Here is a 22,129-nt window from a genome sequence, read left to right as displayed (position 1 = left end):
GATGCTATTTTTGACGAACCCTAAATTAAATTTTAATCTTAAAAAACATGTCAAAATCAGTTGTTTATTCTGATCAGGCTCCTGAACCGATCGGGCCGTATAGCCAGGCAGTGCTGGCCGGTAACATGCTCTTTATCAGCGGACAGATTGCTATCGACAGATCTTCGGGAAACATTATTACTGCGGACATAGAAAGTGAAACACGCATGGTAATGACTAACCTCGAACATGTATTGAAAGCAGCCGGTCTGGATTTCTCGCACGTAGTGAAGAGCGCTATCTTTCTGAAAGACATGAACAACTTCCCGAAAGTAAATGCGATCTATGGCGAGTATTTCAAAATTAATCCACCTGCACGCGAAACGGTGGAAGTAAGTCGCCTCCCCAAAGATGTTAACGTAGAAATCTCCTGCATTGCTGTAAAGTAATGTACATACCCTGTATAATGTGGGTCGGAATACCGGCTCACAACCTTTCCATTCAGCCGTAAATTCATAGCTCTTTCCTCGCAAATCGACCCTCCTTTCTTACCTTTGCAGTCCAATTTTGTTTTTTGAAGCGATGAGAGAAGTACGCGTACGATTCGCCCCAAGTCCCACGGGCGCACTGCATATAGGAGGCGTAAGAACGGCCTTGTATAATTACCTGCTGGCACGTCAGCATAACGGTACCATGATTCTGCGTGTGGAAGATACAGACCAGACACGCTTTGTGCCGGGTGCAGAAGACTATATCCGCAAATCATTAGAGTGGGTAGGCATCAAGATCGATGAAGGTGTTGGTGTAGGCGGCCCCCATGAGCCCTATCGCCAATCGGAGCGCAAGCCCATGTACATGCAGTATGCAAAACAATTGATCGATGCCGGCCATGCATACTATGCTTTTGATACTGAACAGGAACTCGAAGCCATGCGCGAGCGATTGAAGCTGGCCGGTGTTCCTTCACCACAATATAACAGTATTACACGCACGCAGATGCGTAACTCGCTTACACTTCCGGAAGATGAAGTAAAAGAATTGCTGGCATCCGGAGTGCCGTATGTGATCCGTCTGAAAGTGCCTCGTAAAGAAGAGATCAGGTTGAATGACCTCATCCGCGGCTGGGTAATGGTGCACTCCTCACAGATAGACGATAAAGTATTGATGAAGAGTGACGGCATGCCTACCTATCACCTGGCAAACGTGGTGGACGATTATCTGATGAAGATATCGCACGTGATACGCGGTGAAGAGTGGCTTCCGTCTGCACCGTTGCATGTGCTGTTGTATAAATACCTTGGCTGGGAAAATGAAATGCCACAGTTTGCACATTTGCCGTTGCTGCTCAAACCTGATGGCAATGGTAAGTTGAGTAAGCGCGATGCCGATCAGCTTGGCTTCCCCATCTTTCCGCTCACGTGGAAAGATCCTCATACCGGCGAAGTAGCCATGGGTTATAAAGAGACCGGATATTTACCGGAAGCGCTGGTAAACTTCCTTGCCTTTCTCGGATGGAACCCGGGCACTACGCAGGAGATTTTCTCGATGGAAGAATTGATCAAAACATTTTCCGTAGAACGCATCGGCAAGGCAGGAACGAAATTTGACATTCATAAAGCACAATGGTTCAATCAACAGTATCTCCGCTCGAAACCAGATAGCGTACTGGCGGAATATCTGCTCGAATCATTGAAGCAGGAAAATATAGCATGCTCACCCGAGAAGGCAGCGAAAATCGCGGCAGTAATGAAAGAGCGTGCCACCTTCCCGAAAGATTTTTGGGAGCAGGGTAAATTCTTCTTCTTCGCGCCAACAACGTTCGATGAAGGTGTGGTAAGCAAGAAGTGGAATGATGATGCAGTAAAAGTTTTATCGGCCTATAAAGATGCAGTTGTTGCATTACCCACCATAGATGCTACAACGGCTAAGGCTACACTTGAGCAGGTAACGGCAAGCCTTGGTATAGGCACTGGCAAAATTTTGCAGGCACTGCGCGTGTCCATTACGGGTGCTGGCGCTGGGCCTGACCTGATGATGATCATGGAAATCATTGGTAAAGATGAAGTAGTAAAGAGAATAGAGTACGCACTGCAAACCATCAAGGTAAAAGTTGCGTAAAAACAGGTTAGAGGTTTAAAGTTCAAAGTTTAGGGTTAACATTCTAAGAAGTAAACCTTGAACTTTAAACCTTGAACCTGAAAATGGAACTTTAAACTTCGAAACATGTCAAAGAAAGAAAAGAAGCCTGCCAATACACCCAAGCCGCGCGTGCATAAAGAGCTGCAAGGTTTGGATATAACCATTGATCAGTTTGGTGAGATAAAGTCGAATATGAACATTGAGAAGATTAACGACTTTCTTGATAAAAATGTAGACGACAAAAAGCTCGCAGAACGCGATGACTATGATGAAATGAAAAAGGGTAAAAAGAAGCCCAAGAAATCGTAAGTCTGAAAACAACGTTGTACACGATTCGCGAATAGATTTTCCTCCTTCCGTCACAATCCGTTTCATCTCCGTCAGCAAGTTTTTAATATTGTAGTGCACAACCCCGCACTATGAAGAAATACTATACCCTGTTACTGTTCTTGTTACCGCATGTTCTGTTCGCACAACATACCTGGCCGGAAGAATTGATCATTACTCCTGAGAAAACCAATTTTGAAAAGACCTCTACTTACAAGGAAGTCATAGACTTCCTGCAATCCATTCAAAAGCTGAGCAAAGAGGTAAAAGTAATTTCCATGGGCAAGAGCCTGGAAGGAAAGGAAATTCCTGTAGCTATACTTTCAAAGTCGGGTATTGCATCGGCAGAAGAAGCAAGGAAGGCAAATGCGTTCGTTATTTATATTCAGGGAAATATACATGCCGGCGAAGTGGAAGGTAAAGAAACCGTGATGATGCTGATGCGTGATATATTACTGGGCCATAAACATTATCTGTTGGATAACCAGGTAATTCTGTTTGCACCGATCTATAACACCGACAGCAACGACAAAATGGAAAAAGGCAGGCGGCCATCACAAGAAGATAGTCCGCTGGAAGTTGGTATACGCGAGAACAGCCAGGGGCTCGACCTCAACCGCGATGGTATAAAACAGGAAGCACTGGAAACACAAGCTTTGTTTACCAACATCATTACTCCCTGGGACCCGCAGGTATTTGTTGATCTCCATACCACCAACGGAACGTGGCATGCATACTCACTTACCTGGGCACCAAGCTATCATTATGCAGGCGAGTATGCCACCTATAATTATACCAACAACGTAATGCTGCCTGCGCTTACGGAGTCGATTCACAAGAAGTATGGATTGCGTCTCGGACCGTATGGTGATTATAGTTTAAGTGAAGGGTGGCCGGTAAAGAATTTTTATACCTATAATCATCATCCTCGATATCTGATTAATCAGTTCAGTTTGCGTAATCGCATGGCGATTTTAAGTGAAGCATTTGCACACGAGCGATTCTATCAACGGATAAATTCAACGCGAGCATTTGTGGCAGAGATATTGGAATATACTCATCAACATGCCGCCGAAATTCGCCAGGTAAATAAAAAAGCTGAAGACGATGCTGTTAGAAAAGTAAAAGAGCAAGCCGGCAAAGCAAAGAAGGGCGTGCGATTCAAAATGATCTCCAATGAAAAACTTCAACATTTCTTAACCTACGATTATACCGGCTATAAAAAAGAAGACGGCACCACAGCGTGGTTCCGCACTGGTAATATTGTGGAGTATAATGATGTGAATTACTTCGACCAGTTTGAAGCTACGGTAGAAACAACTATTCCTTCTGGCTATATTATTCCTGCTGCATTTGCAAACATTGCCGCGCAGCTAAAAAAATCAGGTGTAACTGTAACACAACTGAGCAAGTCAGCGACCTATAGCGGAGAAGTATTTATCATTGAGAAGTTCAGCAAAGCAGAGCGTAAATTTGAAGGACACTTCATGGCGACTGCGGAGGGTAAGTATACTTCTGCCACACGAAAGTTTAAAAAGGGCGATTATCTCGTAACCATGGATCAGCCGCTTACAAACCTGATATTGTATATGCTCGAGCCACAATCGGATGACGGGTTGATCACCTGGAATTTCTTTGACGACTACATCGAAAAGCAAGGAGTTAACAACAAGTTGGTAGAGTATCCCGTATTTAAGTACTATAAAAAATAATCCACATGACATCATCACACGAAATTGATTATCACATCCGCGGTGAAAGTATTCAGATCGTTGAAATAGAACTTGATCCGAACGAGACAGTTATTGCCGAAGCTGGCGCCATGTTGTTCATGGAAGACGGGATAACGTTCGAAGCGAAAATGGGCGATGGTGCAAATCCCGGACAGGGCTTATTTGATAAACTTCTCTCTGCTGGTTCGCGCATTCTTACGGGTGAGTCATTGTTTATGACGCACTTTACCAATCGAGGTAATCGTAAAGCGAAAGTAGGATTCTCTGCACCATATCCCGGCACTGTAATACCGGTTGATCTGGCACAGAGCCCGGGTCACGAGCTGATCGTACAGAAGGATGGTTTCCTGTGTGCGGCGTATGGAACAAAAGTATCGATCACTTTTAATCGTAAGCTCGGTTCAGGATTAGTAGGCGGCGAAGGATTTATACTGCAGAAACTGCAAGGCAACGGTAAGGCGTTTGTGCATGCAGGAGGAACAGTAATTGAACGTACACTCAACGACGAGACACTGCGTGTTGATACCGGTTGTGTAGTAGCGTTTGAATCGCAGATTGATTTTGATGTGCAGACTTCCGGCAGTCTTCGCTCTATGATCTTTGGCGGTGAGGGTATATTTCTGGCAACGTTGCGAGGCACCGGTAAAGTCTGGTTGCAGTCTATGCCGATCCGTAAGCTTGTGCAGGCACTGGCACCTTACGGCCGTAACAGTGCCAAAGAATCAAGCTCACTGCTGGGCGGATTTTTTGAAGAGTAATATATAGTAAAGAATATATTTGCGCTCAGTCTCGCTGAAATTTCAAGAGAAGCTGAGCGTTTTTATTGGACAGGGATGCAAGTGAAAATTATCTTACAATCGAAATCTTTTTCACCACCATTCGCCCATCGAGTTGCGTGGTAACGAAATACATGCCTGCAGCATAGTTAGATGTGTTTATGCTGTGACTGAAAGAATCGGTTGTATCTGTAAAACTTTGGGTATACAAGCTTGTTCCTTCCGTTGTGAGAAGAGAAATGCGAAGATTCCTTGTCTTGATGCCGGCGATCGATACGATTACCTCCTGTTGTATAACGGGTACCGGATATATAGTTACAAAACGATTGAGATCCTTTTCAATACCGGTGATAACGGAAATATCTTTTGAGGAGGTGTCCTGGCAGCCGTTGACCGCCGTTACTGTGAGGGATACATGAAATACATTGCTGGAGTCGTATGCATGTTCCGGATTTGGTTGCTGGCTGGTTGAGCCATCACCAAAATTCCAGAACCAGGAGGAGGCATCTGTGCTGTGATCGGTAAACTGTATAGATTCACCCACCACAAAATTTTCTGAAGCCAGCGTAATCGCAAAAGCAGATATAGGACGAGGACGAACTGTTACTACTACTTCATCGGAAGTAGACACGCAGTTTAATGTACCGTCATCGTATTTTACCATAACACTGTAGGTACCTGCTTCTCCTACCTTGATGGACTGCGTTATTTCGCCATTGCTCCAGGCATATTCGCTTGCTTCTTCTACAGAGAGTATAACAGTATCTTTGGCACACAAGGCCGGAGAGCGCGATGTGAGAATGGCTGGCTGTGCACGAACAACAATATGTGCCGGTGTACGCACACTCTCATACGAATGTGTTGCATTGGAAACATATAGCGTAGTATCGTTCGTTACATTGGGAATTACGAGTTGAGATCCTTGCGCTACGGCTGTTCCTCCGGTAAAATCACGATACCAGTTATACTTGGTTGCCCCGGTGGCCTTGAGTGTAGCGTTGCTGCCGTAGCAAGCCTGTATCGTATCGACTGCCGGCATAGTCGCAGTTAATGTATAGTTATATACCGAATCCGCATACCTGGCAGAATGGATGATTGCATCGTAATTCTCAGCAGCGTGCAACGCAAAAGCAATCTTTACTTCTTCGTTTGGATTAAGATTGAATGGCCCTGCCGATACAATGTGGCTCACATCATTGCCGGTGCGGCTGGTGCCGGCTGCAGCACGCGTGGTAGATATACCGGTAAATTTCTCTGTATCGCTGAAGCCATCATATATACCGAACGATGCTCCTCCGGCAATAGAGGGATCATTGTCTATAGCATAATAGCTGCCAACCGGTGTGAGCAGTTGTATGCCAGCATGCGGAAGATCAGATGATTGCTTGGGAAAGACGTAACCGAGTTTGGTAGCAGCGTCCCACTGTGCAGCATCTTGCGCACCATTCAAACTGATATCCCAATCGGCAAACATGCCGAAGTAGAAATTGTTGACCGCTGTTGCCTGTGTATTTTTGATCGTATATTCTACAATGATAAAGCGATCGTATGGAGCATCGGGCCATACCAGCGTGTGATATGATACTTTTACTTTTTGTTCAGATTCTGTTGTTGAGTTGGAGAAGGCTCCGAATATTTCTGAGAATGAACGCTCGCCCGGCATATCCTCCTGCATGCGGCTTACCGTAACAAAATCCTGGTCGAATCCATTGTTATTGTTGCGCACGGTGTTGAGAATAGACGAAGAAGAATTCCCCAAGATCACACCCATCTCGTACAACATGGATTTACCATCAAACACAAAGCCGCTTCCTTCCTGTGAATTGGCAGTGTCTTCATAACCCCATCTTCCGGAAGAAGAAATGGTAGTGGTAATTTTGTTTTCGTCAATATCGCGATAAGAAGGATTGGGCACGAAGCTGAACGTTTGTGTATCACTATAAGCTCCATCGGTATAGGTTATCAGCAGATCAACTTTGTTGTTCTCCGGTACACTTGCACTTAGCGTAAGTTCGAAAGGCGAAAGCGTATTGGTAATGGTTTCGCCCGATGGAATAGAGCCGGGCTGTATACTACCTTTGGTAATAGAAATATAGGGCGAAATGGTAGAGATTGAAATCTGTAAACCGGAAGATGTAGCATGCAGAAAATTTTTGAACTCAAATGTGAGTGAAGCATTTTCACCAGGTGCAGCCGGCTGACCTTTGGCGTTGAGTAATTTATAGCTCAGTGCACGAATGGAGGGCGATTCTAATGTAAGCGCCTGCTGTATATCTAACCGGCCTTTGCCAAGCATGTTTAGGTATGCAGGATTATTGTCGTAATAACTCGCATCGGCTGATACTCGTATTTGCTCGGCCAATTCCAATGGACTGTATTCAGGGTGATAAGCCCATACAAGCGCAGCGGCACCGGCTGTTATGGGAGATGAAAACGATGTGCCCCCGGTAGTATAATAATCATTATCGAAAGCGGTCGTGTATATATTTACTCCAGGTGCACTCAGATCAACAGCATGGTTGTAGTTTGTAAAGGTTGCACGCATATCGTTCTGGTCAGACGCAGCTACCGATAAAACATAATCGTAGGATGCGGGGTATAGCATGGTGGTGGTGTTGTCATTACCAGCGGCTGCTACTACCAAACAACCAAGATCCAGCGTTACATAGGTAATAATGTCCTGGTACACCTGGCTTCGCACACTTGATCCCCACGAGCAATTAATAATGCGCGCTCCATTATGTGCTGCATACAATACACCTAAATATAGGTTGGAGCTATAGCTCCGGTCTGATGATTTTTGGTTGTCGGCATAATGCTTTGTATAAAGCAGCCTGGTTTTGAAGCCAACACCTGCCATACCGATTCCATTGTCAGTGGCAGCGCTGGCGCATCCGCCTACCTGAGTTCCATGCGTAAAGCCGGGGCCGTTTTTATAAATAGCAGGATCGTTATCGCCGGCATAATTCGGGTTCAGAGCATTTAACGTATCGGCTCCTGAAAAATCCCATCCGTTAATATCATCTATATACCCGTTGTTATCATCGTCTACACCAGCGATACCATTGAGCTCTGCTGCATTCTTGTAAAGTTGACTCGCAAGGTCAGGGTGATTAATATCTACTCCAGAGTCAACAATGCCGATCACCATATCTTCACTGCCTTGCGTAATGTCCCACGCTTCAATTGCTTTGATCTTGGATAAATAGTATTGTGTCAATACACCCGGATCGTTTGGTGTAAACTGCATGCGTTCGCGATATACCGGTTCCGCAAGTTCTACATATCCGCTGGCATAAAGAGAGTATATATAGTCTTCTACAGGCTTTGATGGATCGAAGCTCAGCTCGAAGTACTGGGTTATATCAATAGCCGGCTTATAGGCTTGCACCCGAGCCGATGATCGCTTCACAACTCCGGCAGGAGCCAGCGATACTACGCGACTGGCTCCCAAGGGCGCAGCAACGCGGCCATTGGCTTTGGTGCTTTCCTGGAATAGTGCTTTATACTGCTGCTTGATCTTTACCAGCACCTTTCCCGCATGATAATCATCGGGCGCGACCGAGCGTGAAAAGGAAGATTTTGGTATTTGATTTTTTTGCTGTGCCTGCAAAGAAGATGCGCACAGTACAGCAAGAACACATGCCAGAGAAAGCCGCATAGACCAAGGTGTTTATAAACAAAAATAGTGAATATTAAGTCCGTAAAAGGGGGGTATATGTAACCAATAGATGAAAAGGATTTTTATCTGTTGGCACGTAAATACAGAAAAAGCTTAAAGCGGAAAGCTTAAAACAGAAAGATTAAGGCAAAAGCTTAAAGAGCTAGATCATGCCTCTGGCTTTCAATTCCAGGTATTTGTTGATGGTGTTTACGGTTAAATGCTCAGGGGCTGTGAGAAGTGCCTGTATGCCGTGTTTGGCGAGCTCTTTTACAATCAGCTTTTTGTCGTAACTGAATTTCTCGGCTACAGCTTTGTAATACACATCGTGCAAGGTGTGAGCCGGGTTGTTGAGCATCGCACGCATCTCTGTGTTCTCAAAGAATATCACTACCAGCAGATGCTGATTGGCCAGGCTCTTGAGGAAAGGCAATTGCCGGTGCAGACCATAAATGGATTCGAAGTTGGTAAACAACAACAACAGACTCCGCTGACTTACTTTTCTGCGGATGAAGCTGTGCAAGGTAGAGAAATCAGATTCGCGGTAGGCTGTTTTCTGATTATATAGCACTTCCATAATGTGCGACAGCTGATTGTTTCTCCGGTTCGCCGGCACCATCGTTCCGATCTTATCCTGAAACGTGATCAGCCCTGCCTTATCTGATTTCTTAATTGCTATATTCGATATTACCAGGGATGCATTGATCGCGTAATCCAGCAGGCTCATGCCGTTAAAAGGCATTTGCATCACACGCCCTTTGTCGATGAGTGAGTATACCTGCTGCGAACGTTCATCCTGAAAGTGGTTTACCATCAGGTTGGTTCTGCGTGCTGTAGCTTTCCAGTTTATCGTGCGGATGTCATCGCCGCTAACATATTCTTTGATCAGCTCAAACTCCTGGTTGTGGCCAATGCGTCTTATTTTTTTGATGCCGATTTCGGTAAGTTTATTCGAGATCGCCATCAATTCGTATTTGCGCATCTGTATATAGGAAGGATATACCGGTACCAATGCATCGGCAGAGAACCTGAACCTGCGGGACAGGAATCCGATTGGCGTAGTAACAAAAACATTTACAGCCCCGAATGAATATTCTCCGCGCTTTACCGGGCGCAGGTAATATCGAATGATCTTCCTCTCACCAGAAGGTATATCAATCTTGAAGTTGAGATCACGCCGCTGAAACTGGTGCGGTATCTCGTCAATCACGGTGAGAGATGCTTTGAAGGCATAGAAATTATCCAGCTGAATACGTACTTCATTGTCATCGCCATTGGAAAGCTTCTCCGGGTTGAGGCGCTCGCCAGATACCCCCTTGCGCGTTCGGAATAATAACAGCAGATCGGTTAATATTACGGCCAGCAATACCAGGAAAAGTATCTTAGGGATAACGATGGGTATATTCAGTATAAAACTGGCAACAAATGCCACCACTACTATACTGATAGCAGTAAACAACCTGCTGTTTAAATATAGGGCACGGATCAGCTTCACTTAGCGCGGAACTTCTACTTTGTCAATAATCTGTTGAACTACTTCATCGGCAGTAATGCCTTCCATCTCTTTATCAGGAGTAAGTACAATGCGGTGGCGCAGCACTGGCAGCGCTACAAACTTTATATCTTCCGGCGTAACAAAATCGCGGCCGTTTACGGCTGCAAAGGCTTTGGCGCTGTTGAGTATAGCGACAGAAGCACGCGGTGACGCACCCAGGAAGAGTGCCGGGTTGTTGCGCGTTTCATGAATGATCTGCGCTATATACCGGATCAGGTTTGCCTCAACGTGTATTTGCTGAACGGAGAGGCGATAATTTCTGATCTGCTCGGCAGAAAGTATAGCACTTACTTCACTCACTGCCTGCTGCCCCTTGCGTTGATGATGCCCGGCAATGATCTCTATTTCCTGTTCCAGCGCCGGATAGGTAACGCTGATCTTGAAGAGGAAGCGATCGAGCTGTGCTTCCGGCAAACGATAAGTACCTTCATGTTCGATCGGGTTTTGTGTGGCCACTACCATGTAGGGATGTTCGAACGGATAGGTGGTGCCATCGATCGTTACCTGGCGCTCTTCCATTACCTCAAATAGAGCGGCCTGTGTTTTTGCAGGCGCACGGTTGATCTCATCGATTAACACTATGTTGGAAAATATAGGCCCTGCCTTGAACTCAAACTCTGATTTCTTCATGTTGAAGATCGATGTTCCCAAAACATCAGAAGGCATCAGGTCGGGAGTGAATTGAATACGTGAGAAATTTACCGAGATAACTTTCGACAGAAGTTTGGCAGTAAGTGTTTTGGCAACGCCCGGCACACCTTCGATCAATACGTGGCCATCCGCCAGAATAGCGGTGATCAACAAGTTTACCATCTGCTCCTGACCCACAATTACTTTAGCGATCTCCGACCGGATCTGCTGTATGCTCTGGTTTAGTGCGCTGAGGTCAACGCGATTCTCAAAAATTCTTTCTTCCATAATGATCGTAAGTTGTTTCTGCGCAACGCTGGCTGTGCGCTATTCTTTTTCCGTTATAAATGTGAGTTGAACTTCTCTATTTTTTCATTCAAGTCGATTAACCGATCGACTGCAATTTGTGGTTGCGATTGGATCAGCCGTATTAACATGATGAGCGAGCGTACTTCGTCTTCCGGCTTGCCCGACTTTTTCGACAGCGCCACTATAAAGTTATCATCCAGCCGACTGGTGCCCAGCCAATATTTTGTTCGGATTTGTTCAAAAAGGTAATGGATTTTCTTCTCGGCAAGATCTTTATGCTCGCCCTGCTGATAGTATAGATTGCCAATAGTTTTTACAAACTCCAGCGTGGTGTTGCCCAGTGGCTTAATTACCGGAATAATGCGCTGCTTTCGTTTTACTTCAAAGAGTATGAACACGATAATCGAGAGAATAGTGATGAAGTAAGCCCATCGCAATGATTCTGTATTTAGTATAAACCGCAATGGCGTTGTTGCCTCCATTCGACCAAGGTGATAGTACTCCGTCCAGATTACATCGTTTACCGGCAGATACGACAGCGTAGTGGCAGCAAACCGGCTGTTATCACCAGACAACAGATAGGCGTTGGTAAAAGTCATAGGGGTGCAATTCAAAATGATGGTTCCTTTGCCCCAGGGTATAGCGAGCGTTACCGGTAAGTGCACATCATTCTCGGCTACAGCTTTTGCATGCAGCGAATCGGAGCGCAGTATAAAACGCTCATGAATGTTTTTGCGCGGATATATATATACCCCTGTATCATGCAAGGCTATGTTGGTAAAACGCAGTCGCGAAGAATCTTCTTTATCGGTAAGGAAATGGCGATGCTCATTTTCGAAGTAATAGTCAGACGTGCCGATCTTCAGGGTATCGGCAAACTTGCCATAAAAACCATGGGCCGATATTAAAGCTGAACCACCACGGGCTACGTTTTTCAGCAACGCATTTACATCATCATCCGGAGGACTGAAGTCGGTTGATATACTGATAAAATTTACCGGCTGGTGTATGGTATCGTACAATTCGTAAATGGTGGCATTGTTTTGCAGCACACGTTGCTCTGGAAACAAATCGTGAATCAATTCACTCAGAGCATATCCGCCAAACGGTATTTTGTGGTTGCGATGAAAAGTAATACGCCAGTCGAGCTGCCGCGGGGCCATCATCGAAAAGATGAGGTAAACCACCACAGCACCGGCAATGTATGCTATATATTTCCAGTCCTTCTTCAACGGATATTACTTTTCCAATTATTGAAAATGTTGTTCACCCGCCCGTACAGTTCATCAGTGATGACGAAGTTTCCATACCAGGCATATTCAAAGTAAAAATTCAGTTCATGAAAACCGCTCTTCAGTTCTTTTGCGGTTAATTCATTGAGATAGTCATGATTGGTTTTGCCGGGCTCCCAGGTAATATGATGATGATCGGCCAGCAGCTTGAGCCCATGCAAAAAGATCAATCGAATAGCAAGCCTGTATTCTTTCCGCAACAGCGCTTCCTGTATCAGCTTCTCGAAATCCATTTCATGAATATTCTCTTCGATTACTTCATGCACCATGGCAGTTTTATCCGCCTTTGCATAGAATATTTTTAGTGCATCGATTTTGAGCAAGCGCAAAATCACATAGATCAACACCGACACTACTAATATTCCTACAATCACATTTCCCCAGTCGGTAGATTGGCCCATATAAAATAACCAGCTCAGCGCTGCGATCAGCCACATCTTGATACGATCCCACAAGCTTACAATGGCTGGACTATCCGTTCCATAATCCATTTCCGGATCCTGACGCATTTCTTCAATCTTGCCCTCATCTACTTTGCGTATGTCAACAACGGTGCTGTCGGCAGCAGGAATAATTTCGGGTTCATCTTCGTCCTGCTCATGAAAGAGGCTATCGATATTTTCCTGCAAAACCGGTGGTGCCGGATCTTGTGCGAAAGAACCAACAGCATAAAAAAGAAATATACCTGCCAGTAAAAACTTAGTAATGCTCATCGTTTTGTGGTTGAGCAGTGCTTTGCCCGAATGTTTCAATACTGCTCATCAGTCCTTTCGATTCCTTCAGCTCCACCAGGTTGTAGTATTGAAAGGCAAGTGCTACCAACGGCAGCGAATAAAGCAGTGTGTTGCAAACAAAATATAGAATGAGGAATAAGGAATTTACGGCAGCCATAACACCCCCCGGTTCTTCATATACTTCGCCTTTAGCCTGGTGCAGCATGGATACGATAAAGCTTATATACCACGGAAGGAAGAAGATAAAAGAAACAGTAGATTGGATCAGTGTATTGATAAAACCAATACCGGCGGTACTCCACATTTTATTCTTGACAAGATAGAACAACCTGGAAAGGCCATCGAAGAAACCTATATGTTCTGATTCGCGGATAATGAATACGAGCGACATGTTTATGCTGAGCACGAACGCAAACAGGTAAAAAGCCAGCACTCCGAAAATGGTAAGGAACGGACTGATGAAACTTGCAGCGCCCATAATTAACCCAAGCGGTATAGCGAGTATAACAAACAACACGATCATTACAATTACATACAATGTTAAAGTACCAAAGTGCATCCAGAACGTTCTGCGCACCTGTGCCCACACTTCACTTACTTCAATAGAGGAAGTTCGTTTCTCGCTGTAAACGCGCATATAGCCATAGGTAGTAGCAATGGTAATAACACCACCGATCCAGGCAAAAAGCACAATGCCCAGTATCTGCAACCAGAAGGTGGAAGATGAGAAGTAATTCTGTAATTCTTCGGGATTGCTGCTGCCAAAACGGTTTTGTGACGCTACGCTAAATCCCATAAAGCGATTGAAGATATCGCCTATAAATATACTGCTGAGAATTACCGGCGGGCCGGCAATAAACAACATGCTCTTGGCAAATGATTTAAAATTTTGCCGTAAAAAATCAAATGTCACGCTCATCTTCTGACTGAAGTTGCGCGCCCGTTGAAATTCAATCACGTTTGTAGTCTCCATATTTCTTTACTAACCGGTGGGGATATATAATAAAGTAGTAGATCATCAGAAAGGCCGATATACCAATGATGATCATTTTAATGCTCCAGTGCATGAACCCATAGCGCGTTACAAACGATTCTATGAATCCTGCTACGATAAAAAACGGAACGAGGCCCAATACCATTTTCAATCCTTTCAATGCGCCGCGTTTGAATGACTCCAGCCGTGAATAGGTGCCGGGAAATAGTATACTGTTGCCCATAACAAAACCGGCTGCACCTGCTATAACAATAGACGAAAGCTCAATGGTGCCATGCAGCATAATTACCGGTGCACCTTGTGCCAGTTGCCCTTCAGTATAGAAAAATGTGAGAAATGCCCCCACCATCAAGCCATTATAAAAAAGAAAACCTCCGGTTAACAAAGAAGAGATGGCACCGAACACAAACGTATTGAACGATACCATAATATTGTTGAACGTAATGCGAAAGAACATGCTCACCTCGTTGTCATCTCCGTAGATGGCAGTGGGGTTTCCCTTTCGGATATTTTCCAGCGTCATGTTCACATAGCCATCGCCCAGAATAAGGCGTATAAATGTATCGTCATAAAGCGTTGAGGCAACGCCTATAAATCCGGCTACTATAAAAATAATAAAAGCGTAGAAAAGTTGCCTGCGCGATTCATACATCACCAACGGCACTTCGGTTGTCCAGAAGGTAACGAACCGGTTCTTGTCTTCACGTTTGTTTTTGTAAATCTCCAAATGGATTTTGGAGGCCAGGTTGTTGAGGTATTGGGTAACGCGGCTATCCGGATATTGTGTACGCGCAAAGGAGAGATCATCCGTGATCTGTATAAAGATCTCGGCAAGCTTGTCGGGCTTGATGCTCTGCGGTACAGCGAGCGTACGTTCAAACTCCTGCCAGCGTGCCTGATTTCGTTTTACAAATGCAGCTTCTCTCACAATGATTAGGTTGTTGGTATCTGCGGGGCGCCTGTTTTCTTTGCTCTATAAACCGACAGCAAAATGCACATTATTTTTCAATGGCCGGCAACAGCAATCACCTGATTCCACACGCGAAATACATTTCCGCTGCAGATTTTTTCAATGTCAGCAGGAGTGTAGCCGCGCTTCAGTAAAACATAAATCAGGTTGGGGTATTGCGATACATCTTTCAGACCTACCGGAAGGCTGTCGCCCACGCCATCGTAGTCTGATCCGATTCCCACGTGATCTATACCCACCAGCTTTACTACATGGTCTATGTGATCAGCAACACGCTCTACATCGGAAAATAATTCCTTGTGGTCGCGGGCAAACTGATCGATGATAGGCTGCGCATCCTGATCAGCAGAAGTAAGCTTCTTCTCCTGTAATATTTTCTCAAGTGAATCGCGCAAGGCATCGTTGCGTCTGGCTACAGAATCCAGGAACGATGCACCAAAGTTGATCTGGATAACACCACCATTTTTTGCCAATGCCTTAATCATATCGTCATTCATGTTACGCTGAAAGCCGGGAGTAAAGTAGCGGCACGAAGAGTGTGAAGCGATGCACGGTGCTTTGGTAATCTTCATCACATCATAAAATGTACTGTCAGATACATGCGATATATCTACCATAATGCCTACCCGATTCATTTCGGCTACCACTTTTTCTCCGAAAGGACTGAGCCCGTTGGAAGTGTTCAATGTATCATAAGATGAATCACAGATCTGGTTGTCTTTGCCATGCGTTAACGTTATATATCGTATACCACGGTCGTAGAAATACTTAACATTCGCCAGGTCGTTGCCAATCGGTGCCCCGTTCTCCATGCCCATTGGCAGCGATATTTTACCGGCTTTGGTGTTAGCTATAATTTCATCGGGCGAACCAGCCAGTGCAAACTTGTCTGCAACAGAGTCGGCAATAAAGTGTATCATGTTGATAAGCGAATCGGCGAGTGCCTTTCCCATATCAGGTTTTTGCTGGTAGCTGGAAGGTATATAGATCGACATGAACGGAGCGTCCAGTCCACCTTTTTTGGCACGCACGTAGTCAAAGTCGCCTTCCTTTGTTTCTACCGGTATGCCCAGGTATTCGCGGTCGAGGCGAAAGTTCTTTACCTTGAGGCGATAAGGCAGATCAACGTGACCATCCGTAATGATATAAGCCCGTGCAAGCGAGTCTGCCACTTTGTGCAGTTGTTCGTCAGGAAGCGAAGCATAATCCTTTTTATGAGAAGTGCTGCAGGCGGAAGCAATCGCGAGAACAATTAATACAGTAAAAGTACAGGCACGCATAACCACAGGTTGATTTGTAATATCTTTAGGACGGAAAAGTTATTGAATTTTCATCCTGATGCAAACAGTAAGTGTACGTACCACGCAAAATGTTTTTATACAGTATCCGGTAGCGAGCTTGGGCGATCGCATGCTGGCTACGCTCATTGATTCCGTAATCGTTATCGCCTACATGATAGGTGCTATCTATTGCCTGGTGGAACTGAATGTAAATTCTCCTGCCGTTATCATCGCGGTGATCGCTATTCCCTATACTTTATACCATTTGCTGTTCGAAATCTTCATGGGTGGCCAAAGCCCTGGCAAGCGACAGATGAAGATCAAGGTTGTTCGCATAGACGGTACACCGGCTACAGTGGGTAATTATTTAATGCGCTGGTTGCTGCGCATCATCGAAGTTCAGGCTATGTCAGGTATGGTAGCGATTATTACCATTGCTTTAAACAACAAAGGGCAGCGCCTTGGAGATATAGCGGCAGGCACTACCGTGGTGAAACTGGTGCCGCAGCAGGCCGTTACAGCAAACGAAGTATTTACACTGGCCGAAGATGATTATGTACCTCAATTTCCGGCGGTAGCCATGTTAAGCGATCGTGATGTGGAGTTAATACAGCAGGCACTGGAAGTATACCGCAAGCACGACAATATTCAACCTGTTATGCTGATTACCGAGAAGATCAAAAGAATGCTTTCGATTGAGACAGACATGACGTTTGAGAATTTCCTGACTACCATTCTGAAGGATTATAGTAAAGTAACCTCCGGAAAGTGAGCGAGCCGCATAATCTCCCCTCCTATACCAAAGCTCAGTTAGCCCTGCGCAACGGCCAGGATAAACCACAGATATGGGTGGCATACTTGGGGTTAATCTACGATGTAACCAAGTCGCGACTATGGCGTGAGGGTAAACATTACGAGCACTGGGCAGGGCAGGATCTGACCGATGAATTGAAAGATGCACCTCACACAGAAAAGGTTTTTGATAGATTTACCGTAATAGGCAGGCTAGTGAATTAAAAGAATTGAAAATTTACCACAACACACGGACACACTTGTGTAACTTGTTTTAAGTTGTTGTTTACTGTTTTAGTTTTGCCGCCGTTGAAATTGCAAACCGTTTCTAAACAAGCTAAATTCGCGGATAACCAGCGGCTCATATACAATGATTCTTATTGCAGACAGCGGAGGTTCCAAAACTGATTGGAGGTTTATTCAGAAGGATGGAACAATTGGCCAGGCCAGCGCTCCGGGATTTAATCCATACTACCAACCCATCGATGACCTGAAGAAGAATGTTCAGGAAATATTGTTACCGAAAATTCACGACCAGGTTAATAAGATATTTTTCTACGGTGCCGGGGTTTCGTCTGTTAAGAATCAGCTCACTATAAAAAGCGCATTCCTTGAATTTTTCCCGGAAGCACAGATCGAGATAGGCTGGGATTTACTTGCAGCAGCACGTGCTCTCTGCGGACATGAGCCCGGTATAGCATGTATCATGGGTACAGGCTCCAATTCTTGCCTGTACGATGGCAACAAGATTATAGACAACGTAGCGAACCTCGGATGGATTCTGGCAGATGAAGGATCTGGCGCCAACATCGGTAAAAAATTCCTGGTAGATTATCTGCGCAAGAAGATGCCAGACTCTGTAGCGCTTCAGTTCCAGGAAAGATTTCCGCTTACGCGTGAAGAGTTCCTGGAGAAAATATACCAGCAGGAACGCCCCAGTGCATTTCTGGCGAGCTTTACCCGCTTTATATTTCAGCACCTCAAAGATCCATATTGCTATAGCCTCATCTATAACAGCTTTGCAGAGTTCTATGAGAATAATGTGATGAAGTATGAGAACTACCAGAATCTGAAAGTGCATTTTACAGGTTCTATCGCTTTTTACTTCAGCGATATACTTCGCCAGGTAGCCAATGATAAAGGCATTACCGTAAAGAATATACTTGAAGGACCTATAGCAGGTCTCACGTTATACCACCAGAACGATTCAAACTAGGTGACAACAACGGAATCATCTTCCCACTACGATCATCTCGAATCGATGAGCGTGAATGAGTTGCTGATCAACATCAACAACGAAGACAAAACTGTTCCGTTCGCAATCGAAAAAGTTATACCAAGCATCGAAGCGCTGGTTAATGTTATTGTAGAGAAGATGCAGGGTGGCGGCCGCTTGTTCTATATAGGTGCCGGCACCAGCGGCCGTTTGGGGGTTGTAGATGCATCGGAGATACCGCCCACCTATGGCGTGCCTCATGGGAAAGTGATAGGACTGATAGCCGGTGGCGATATGGCTATACGCAAAGCCGTTGAAAATGCCGAAGATGATGCAGCACAAGCCTGGAAAGACCTGGAAGAACACCTCATCAACCAGCAGGATGTACTTATTGGTATAGCGGCTTCAGGGCGAACCCCGTATGTAATCGGTGGGCTTAAAGATGCCCGCGCCAACGGTGTTGTTACTGGTTGTATTGTATGCAACCACGGTTCTGCAGTGGCAGCAGCAGCAGATTATCCTGTAGAAGTGGTAGTGGGTCCGGAGTTTGTTACCGGTAGCACACGCATGAAAGCAGGTACAGCACAAAAGCTTGTGTTGAATATGATTACTACCGCTACCATGATCAAGCTGGGGCATGTAAAGGGCAACAAGATGGTAGATATGCAGCTTACCAATAAGAAACTGGTGGATCGTGGCACTCGAATGATCATGGAAGAATTGCAGGTATCAGCTGATCAGGCTGCGCAGTTACTCAAAACCCATGGCTCGGTACGCAATGCAGTGGAAGCGTTCCGGAATAGTATATAGAAAACCTGTATGCTAATCCTGGCGGGATCAGTTTTTTACAGCAGCTATTCAAAAAGATTCCCTTGCACGATATAGAACCATACTATAACTGGCAAAAGTATTACGACTCATCGGCCGATGATCGTTCGCCTTTCTACGGTAAAGAATATAATCACGATGTATACTCCGAAACCATCTACGGATACTATATAGATCCCGCCTGGGATTCCATCGGATCTGAAACACTGTTTATAAAAATTCTCTATGCTGATTACGATCTGGGATATGTAGTGATAGAATTTATAGGCGAGTGGAATGATACACTGAACAACGATATCATGACACTGAAGCGGAGTGTGTTGGAACTCTTGTTGAAAGAAGGCATCAATAAATTTATACTCATCGGCGAGAACATCATGAACTTCCACGGCTCTGACGATAGTTATTATGAAGAGTGGTATGAGGAAATTGAAGATGGCTGGATTGCCGCAGTAAATTTCCCCGACTTTGTGCAGCGCGAGTTCAGCAGATATCACCTCGATCAGTATATGAACATGGGTGGCACGCTGCAGATTGATAACTGGCGTACGTTAAAGCCCTCAACATTTTATGAATTAGTGAGCGGGTTGATTCAGAGAAGACTGAACTGAACATCGCTTACCTGCGCATCGGCCGGTACAAGGTAATCGCGTTTTGATTGAAGCTCCCGGCACAGCACGCGCGTTCTGCGAAGCTTCCCTTTCTTAAAGTAACGTCCCTGAAGTTTGAAAATACTTCCCTCCGGTATATCTGATAGTATAGCAAACTGATGCGCGTTCCGATCAAATTTCCTGAAAGCGTGGGTTAAGGCGGCATCAGCAAATGAACTTGCCTTGGGGTTGATCATGTGCCTGCGTAGCTCATGTAAGATTTCGTCAGGAAAAACAGTTTCCCAAAGTAGAGGAACCATTAATTCCGTAAATGTGGTCTTCCATTCTTCGCCATGCGGGTCTACGCGGCCCCCAAATTTCAAATATACTTTTAGATGGGCTACCTCGTGAACATACGTGGTTAGGAAGAGGTATTGATTGAGATCGTGGTTGAGGGTGATTCTCGGGTGGCTTTTGGTTCGGCGGCTGGTAAAGTCACCAACTTTGGTTTGCCGGCTCTTGGTAAGCTTCAAGTCAAACGGGCTTGCTTTCCAAAGGTCGAAACAATACGATACGGCTTCTGCCGGTATATGTAATCGTAATATTTCCAGTACTTTATCGGCTTTCATAAAAAATAAAAAAAGGCTTTAGTTTTCTAAAGCCTCTCGGAAAATCAATCCTAAGATTGATTAGTGAGCTGTTGAGTCAGCCTTTACTGAATCAGCAGCAGGAGCAGCAGCTGAGTCAACAACAGCAGGAGCTGGAGTTTCAACAGCAGCAGAATCTACAGCTTCAGCAGCAGGTTCAGCTTTCTTGCCACATGCAGCGAAAGCGAAAGCAAAGCCACAAACAGCTAACAATGCGATTAATTTTTTCATAGTTTACAGGTTTTAAAAAATTTACCGCAAATATAGTACGATTACATCACACCGAATCAAGCGGGTAATAAAAAATTGTTCTAAAGGCTATTTTTTGCGGAATATCAACCTCACAGGCACTCCTTGAAAATCAAAATGCTCACGAATCTTATTCTCCAAAAAGCGCTGATACGACTCCTGAATATACTGTGGCAGGTTACAGAAGAATGCAAACGATGGAAACCGGGCATTTACTTGCGTGATATATTTGATCTGGATCAGTTTACCCTTCATGGATGGCGGCGGGTAGCGTTCAATCTCTCTCAATAACGTATCGTTAAGCTTGGAAGTAGGTATCTTCTTGGTCTTGTTCTCAAACACTTCTACGGCTTTCTCCATAACCTGGAAGATACGCTGCTTGTTGAGTACGGATGAAAAGATGATTGGTATATAATCGATTGGTGCCAGCTTCTCAAGTATATCTTTCTTAAACTTGTCAGATGTCTTCGAATCCTTTTCAATAAGATCCCACTTGTTTACCATAATCACCATACCCTTACCCTGACGGTGCGCCAGGCTAATAAGGTTTACATCCTGCGATTCCATTCCACGCTCAGCATCAATCACGATGATACAAACATCACTTTCCTCCAGTGCACGTAGCGAGCGGAGCACTGAATAAAATTCAATGTCGTCTTTTACTTTACCTTTCTTGCGTACACCGGCCGTATCGATGAGTATAAAGTTTTGGCCATACATTTTATAGTAGGAATGAATGGCATCGCGCGTAGTGCCGGCTTCATCGGTTACAATACTCCGGTCTGTTCCCAGCAAAGCATTTAGTAATGACGATTTACCAACGTTGGGTCTGCCCAATATGGCAATGCGTGGTATACCTGCATCCGGGTCTTCAACACCTTCACTCGGAAAAACTTTGATAAGCTCGTCCAGTAGCTCCCCTGTGCCTCCACCATTCTCAGCCGAGATCGGGAAGATCTCGCCATCCAGGCCAAGTGCATAGAATTCTGTAGCAAGTATACCTTTATCAGGCGTATCGGCCTTGTTGGCTGCTATAAAGATGGGCTTCTTGGCAGTGCGCAGTATGTTGGCAAATTCTTTATCGAACCCCGTAAGTCCATCGCGGCAATCCACCATAAAAATGATGGCCGCTGCTTCATCGATGGCCAGTTTCACCTGTTTACGTATCTCTGCTTCAAACTTATCTTCCGAGCCGGTAACATATCCACCCGTATCAATTACCGTGAAATATTTACCGCACCACTCCGCATAGCCGTAGTGGCGGTCGCGGGTTACACCCGGTTCATTATCCATGATTGCCTGACGCTTTTCAATGAGGCGGTTAAAGAATGTGGATTTGCCCACGTTTGGCCTGCCTACTATTGCTACAATGTTTGCCATTACAAAATCTTCAATTGACGATGTTAACTGTTCGCGATCTGCCTGATC

General features: G+C 45.0%; 21 protein-coding genes. 10 read left to right on the top strand and 11 right to left on the bottom strand.

The window, feature by feature from the left end; genetic code table 11:
• The first annotated feature begins 47 nt into the window (after positions 1 to 47).
• The 5 genes from V7Q33_RS03525 (at position 48) to V7Q33_RS03505 (ending at position 4,936) form a co-directional block, all read left to right on the top strand.
• Entirely contained in the window at positions 48 to 428 is a 381-nt protein-coding gene (locus V7Q33_RS03525; protein ID WP_331981677.1) for a RidA family protein, read from the top strand.
• Positions 429 to 561: 133 nt separating this feature from the next.
• Positions 562 to 2,097: a glutamate--tRNA ligase gene (gltX, locus tag V7Q33_RS03520; protein ID WP_333818924.1), complete on the top strand. Its 1,536-nt coding sequence runs from the start codon at positions 562 to 564 to the stop codon at positions 2,095 to 2,097.
• A gap of 105 nt (positions 2,098 to 2,202) precedes the next feature.
• Positions 2,203 to 2,427: a hypothetical protein gene (locus tag V7Q33_RS03515; protein ID WP_331962252.1), complete on the top strand. Its 225-nt coding sequence runs from the start codon at positions 2,203 to 2,205 to the stop codon at positions 2,425 to 2,427.
• A gap of 110 nt (positions 2,428 to 2,537) precedes the next feature.
• Positions 2,538 to 4,157, top strand: coding sequence for a M14 family metallopeptidase (locus V7Q33_RS03510; RefSeq protein ID WP_333818923.1), 1,620 nt, complete (start codon positions 2,538 to 2,540; stop codon positions 4,155 to 4,157).
• A 5-nt stretch (positions 4,158 to 4,162) separates the two neighbouring features.
• Positions 4,163 to 4,936, top strand: a complete 774-nt coding sequence (locus V7Q33_RS03505; protein WP_331981671.1) for a TIGR00266 family protein — start codon at positions 4,163 to 4,165, stop codon at positions 4,934 to 4,936.
• Positions 4,937 to 5,024: 88 nt separating this feature from the next.
• On the opposite strand, the gene V7Q33_RS03500 is transcribed toward V7Q33_RS03505, so the two are convergent.
• The 8 genes from V7Q33_RS03500 to V7Q33_RS03465 all read right to left on the bottom strand — a co-directional run bounded on the left by V7Q33_RS03500 (position 5,025) and on the right by V7Q33_RS03465 (position 16,379).
• Positions 5,025 to 8,615, bottom strand: a complete 3,591-nt coding sequence (locus V7Q33_RS03500) for a S8 family serine peptidase (protein WP_333818922.1) — start codon at positions 8,613 to 8,615, stop codon at positions 5,025 to 5,027.
• Between the two features lie 163 nt (positions 8,616 to 8,778).
• A complete protein-coding gene (locus V7Q33_RS03495) occupies positions 8,779 to 10,074 on the bottom strand; it encodes a DUF58 domain-containing protein (RefSeq protein WP_331981666.1) in 1,296 nt (431 codons plus the stop codon).
• A gap of 36 nt (positions 10,075 to 10,110) precedes the next feature.
• Positions 10,111 to 11,088 (bottom strand): AAA family ATPase, encoded by a 978-nt coding sequence (locus tag V7Q33_RS03490; RefSeq protein ID WP_331981664.1) that lies wholly within the window; start codon positions 11,086 to 11,088, stop codon positions 10,111 to 10,113.
• A 53-nt stretch (positions 11,089 to 11,141) separates the two neighbouring features.
• Positions 11,142 to 12,341, bottom strand: a complete 1,200-nt coding sequence (locus tag V7Q33_RS03485) for a DUF4350 domain-containing protein (protein ID WP_333818921.1) — start codon at positions 12,339 to 12,341, stop codon at positions 11,142 to 11,144.
• Positions 12,338 to 13,114 (bottom strand): DUF4129 domain-containing protein, encoded by a 777-nt coding sequence (locus V7Q33_RS03480; protein WP_333818920.1) that lies wholly within the window; start codon positions 13,112 to 13,114, stop codon positions 12,338 to 12,340. The genes V7Q33_RS03485 and V7Q33_RS03480 overlap by 4 nt, the downstream gene beginning before the upstream one ends.
• Positions 13,101 to 14,108 (bottom strand): hypothetical protein, encoded by a 1,008-nt coding sequence (locus V7Q33_RS03475; RefSeq protein WP_333818919.1) that lies wholly within the window; start codon positions 14,106 to 14,108, stop codon positions 13,101 to 13,103. The genes V7Q33_RS03480 and V7Q33_RS03475 overlap by 14 nt, the downstream gene beginning before the upstream one ends.
• Complete coding sequence (locus V7Q33_RS03470) at positions 14,086 to 15,057, bottom strand: stage II sporulation protein M (RefSeq protein WP_333818918.1); 972 nt, start codon at positions 15,055 to 15,057, stop codon at positions 14,086 to 14,088. The genes V7Q33_RS03475 and V7Q33_RS03470 overlap by 23 nt, the downstream gene beginning before the upstream one ends.
• Before the next feature lie 77 nt (positions 15,058 to 15,134).
• Complete coding sequence (locus tag V7Q33_RS03465) at positions 15,135 to 16,379, bottom strand: dipeptidase (protein ID WP_333818916.1); 1,245 nt, start codon at positions 16,377 to 16,379, stop codon at positions 15,135 to 15,137.
• A gap of 58 nt (positions 16,380 to 16,437) precedes the next feature.
• Here V7Q33_RS03465 and V7Q33_RS03460 point away from each other — a divergent pair, with 58 nt between their 5' ends.
• From V7Q33_RS03460 to V7Q33_RS03440, 5 genes are all read left to right on the top strand, one after another.
• Entirely contained in the window at positions 16,438 to 17,151 is a 714-nt protein-coding gene (locus V7Q33_RS03460) for an RDD family protein (RefSeq protein ID WP_333818914.1), read from the top strand.
• Positions 17,148 to 17,396 carry a cytochrome b5 domain-containing protein gene (locus V7Q33_RS03455; RefSeq protein WP_333818913.1) on the top strand — a complete coding sequence of 83 codons (249 nt, stop codon included), beginning with the start codon at positions 17,148 to 17,150 and terminating at the stop codon, positions 17,394 to 17,396. The genes V7Q33_RS03460 and V7Q33_RS03455 overlap by 4 nt, the downstream gene beginning before the upstream one ends.
• Positions 17,397 to 17,541: 145 nt before the next feature.
• Positions 17,542 to 18,387 carry an N-acetylglucosamine kinase gene (locus tag V7Q33_RS03450; RefSeq protein ID WP_331981641.1) on the top strand — a complete coding sequence of 282 codons (846 nt, stop codon included), beginning with the start codon at positions 17,542 to 17,544 and terminating at the stop codon, positions 18,385 to 18,387.
• Positions 18,388 to 19,197 carry an N-acetylmuramic acid 6-phosphate etherase gene (gene murQ / locus V7Q33_RS03445; RefSeq protein WP_333818912.1) on the top strand — a complete coding sequence of 270 codons (810 nt, stop codon included), beginning with the start codon at positions 18,388 to 18,390 and terminating at the stop codon, positions 19,195 to 19,197.
• Between the two features lie 62 nt (positions 19,198 to 19,259).
• On the top strand, positions 19,260 to 19,826 hold the full coding sequence (locus V7Q33_RS03440) for a hypothetical protein (protein ID WP_333818911.1): 567 nt from the start codon (positions 19,260 to 19,262) through the stop codon (positions 19,824 to 19,826).
• Here the strand turns inward: V7Q33_RS03440 and V7Q33_RS03435 are convergent.
• The 3 genes from V7Q33_RS03435 to der form a co-directional block, all read right to left on the bottom strand.
• Positions 19,808 to 20,434, bottom strand: coding sequence for a SprT-like domain-containing protein (locus tag V7Q33_RS03435; protein ID WP_333818910.1), 627 nt, complete (start codon positions 20,432 to 20,434; stop codon positions 19,808 to 19,810). The genes V7Q33_RS03440 and V7Q33_RS03435 overlap by 19 nt on opposite strands.
• A 60-nt stretch (positions 20,435 to 20,494) precedes the next feature.
• Positions 20,495 to 20,683, bottom strand: a complete 189-nt coding sequence (locus tag V7Q33_RS03430; RefSeq protein WP_331981629.1) for a hypothetical protein — start codon at positions 20,681 to 20,683, stop codon at positions 20,495 to 20,497.
• Positions 20,684 to 20,770: 87 nt separating this feature from the next.
• Complete coding sequence (der, locus tag V7Q33_RS03425) at positions 20,771 to 22,081, bottom strand: ribosome biogenesis GTPase Der (protein WP_331981626.1); 1,311 nt, start codon at positions 22,079 to 22,081, stop codon at positions 20,771 to 20,773.
• Positions 22,082 to 22,129: the final 48 nt, after the last annotated feature.

The sequence above is a fragment of the Ohtaekwangia sp. genome, from assembly GCF_036786105.1.
GTDB lineage: Bacteria > Bacteroidota > Bacteroidia > Cytophagales > Cyclobacteriaceae > Ohtaekwangia.
This window is presented reverse-complemented; position numbering and strand designations above follow the sequence as displayed.

Coding starts and splice junctions, on each gene's coding strand:
- V7Q33_RS03500 (WP_333818922.1), bottom strand. CDS start 8,615: ATGCGGCTTTCTCTGGCATGTGTTCTTGCTGTACTGTGCGCATCTTCT.
- V7Q33_RS03480 (WP_333818920.1), bottom strand. CDS start 13,114: ATGAGCATTACTAAGTTTTTACTGGCAGGTATATTTCTTTTTTATGCT.
- V7Q33_RS03460 (WP_333818914.1), top strand. CDS start 16,438: ATGCAAACAGTAAGTGTACGTACCACGCAAAATGTTTTTATACAGTAT.
- V7Q33_RS03515 (WP_331962252.1), top strand. CDS start 2,203: ATGTCAAAGAAAGAAAAGAAGCCTGCCAATACACCCAAGCCGCGCGTG.
- gltX (WP_333818924.1), top strand. CDS start 562: ATGAGAGAAGTACGCGTACGATTCGCCCCAAGTCCCACGGGCGCACTG.
- V7Q33_RS03435 (WP_333818910.1), bottom strand. CDS start 20,434: ATGAAAGCCGATAAAGTACTGGAAATATTACGATTACATATACCGGCA.
- V7Q33_RS03450 (WP_331981641.1), top strand. CDS start 17,542: ATGATTCTTATTGCAGACAGCGGAGGTTCCAAAACTGATTGGAGGTTT.
- V7Q33_RS03465 (WP_333818916.1), bottom strand. CDS start 16,379: ATGCGTGCCTGTACTTTTACTGTATTAATTGTTCTCGCGATTGCTTCC.
- der (WP_331981626.1), bottom strand. CDS start 22,081: ATGGCAAACATTGTAGCAATAGTAGGCAGGCCAAACGTGGGCAAATCC.
- V7Q33_RS03510 (WP_333818923.1), top strand. CDS start 2,538: ATGAAGAAATACTATACCCTGTTACTGTTCTTGTTACCGCATGTTCTG.
- V7Q33_RS03430 (WP_331981629.1), bottom strand. CDS start 20,683: ATGAAAAAATTAATCGCATTGTTAGCTGTTTGTGGCTTTGCTTTCGCT.
- V7Q33_RS03490 (WP_331981664.1), bottom strand. CDS start 11,088: ATGGAAGAAAGAATTTTTGAGAATCGCGTTGACCTCAGCGCACTAAAC.
- V7Q33_RS03505 (WP_331981671.1), top strand. CDS start 4,163: ATGACATCATCACACGAAATTGATTATCACATCCGCGGTGAAAGTATT.
- V7Q33_RS03475 (WP_333818919.1), bottom strand. CDS start 14,108: ATGGAGACTACAAACGTGATTGAATTTCAACGGGCGCGCAACTTCAGT.
- V7Q33_RS03525 (WP_331981677.1), top strand. CDS start 48: ATGTCAAAATCAGTTGTTTATTCTGATCAGGCTCCTGAACCGATCGGG.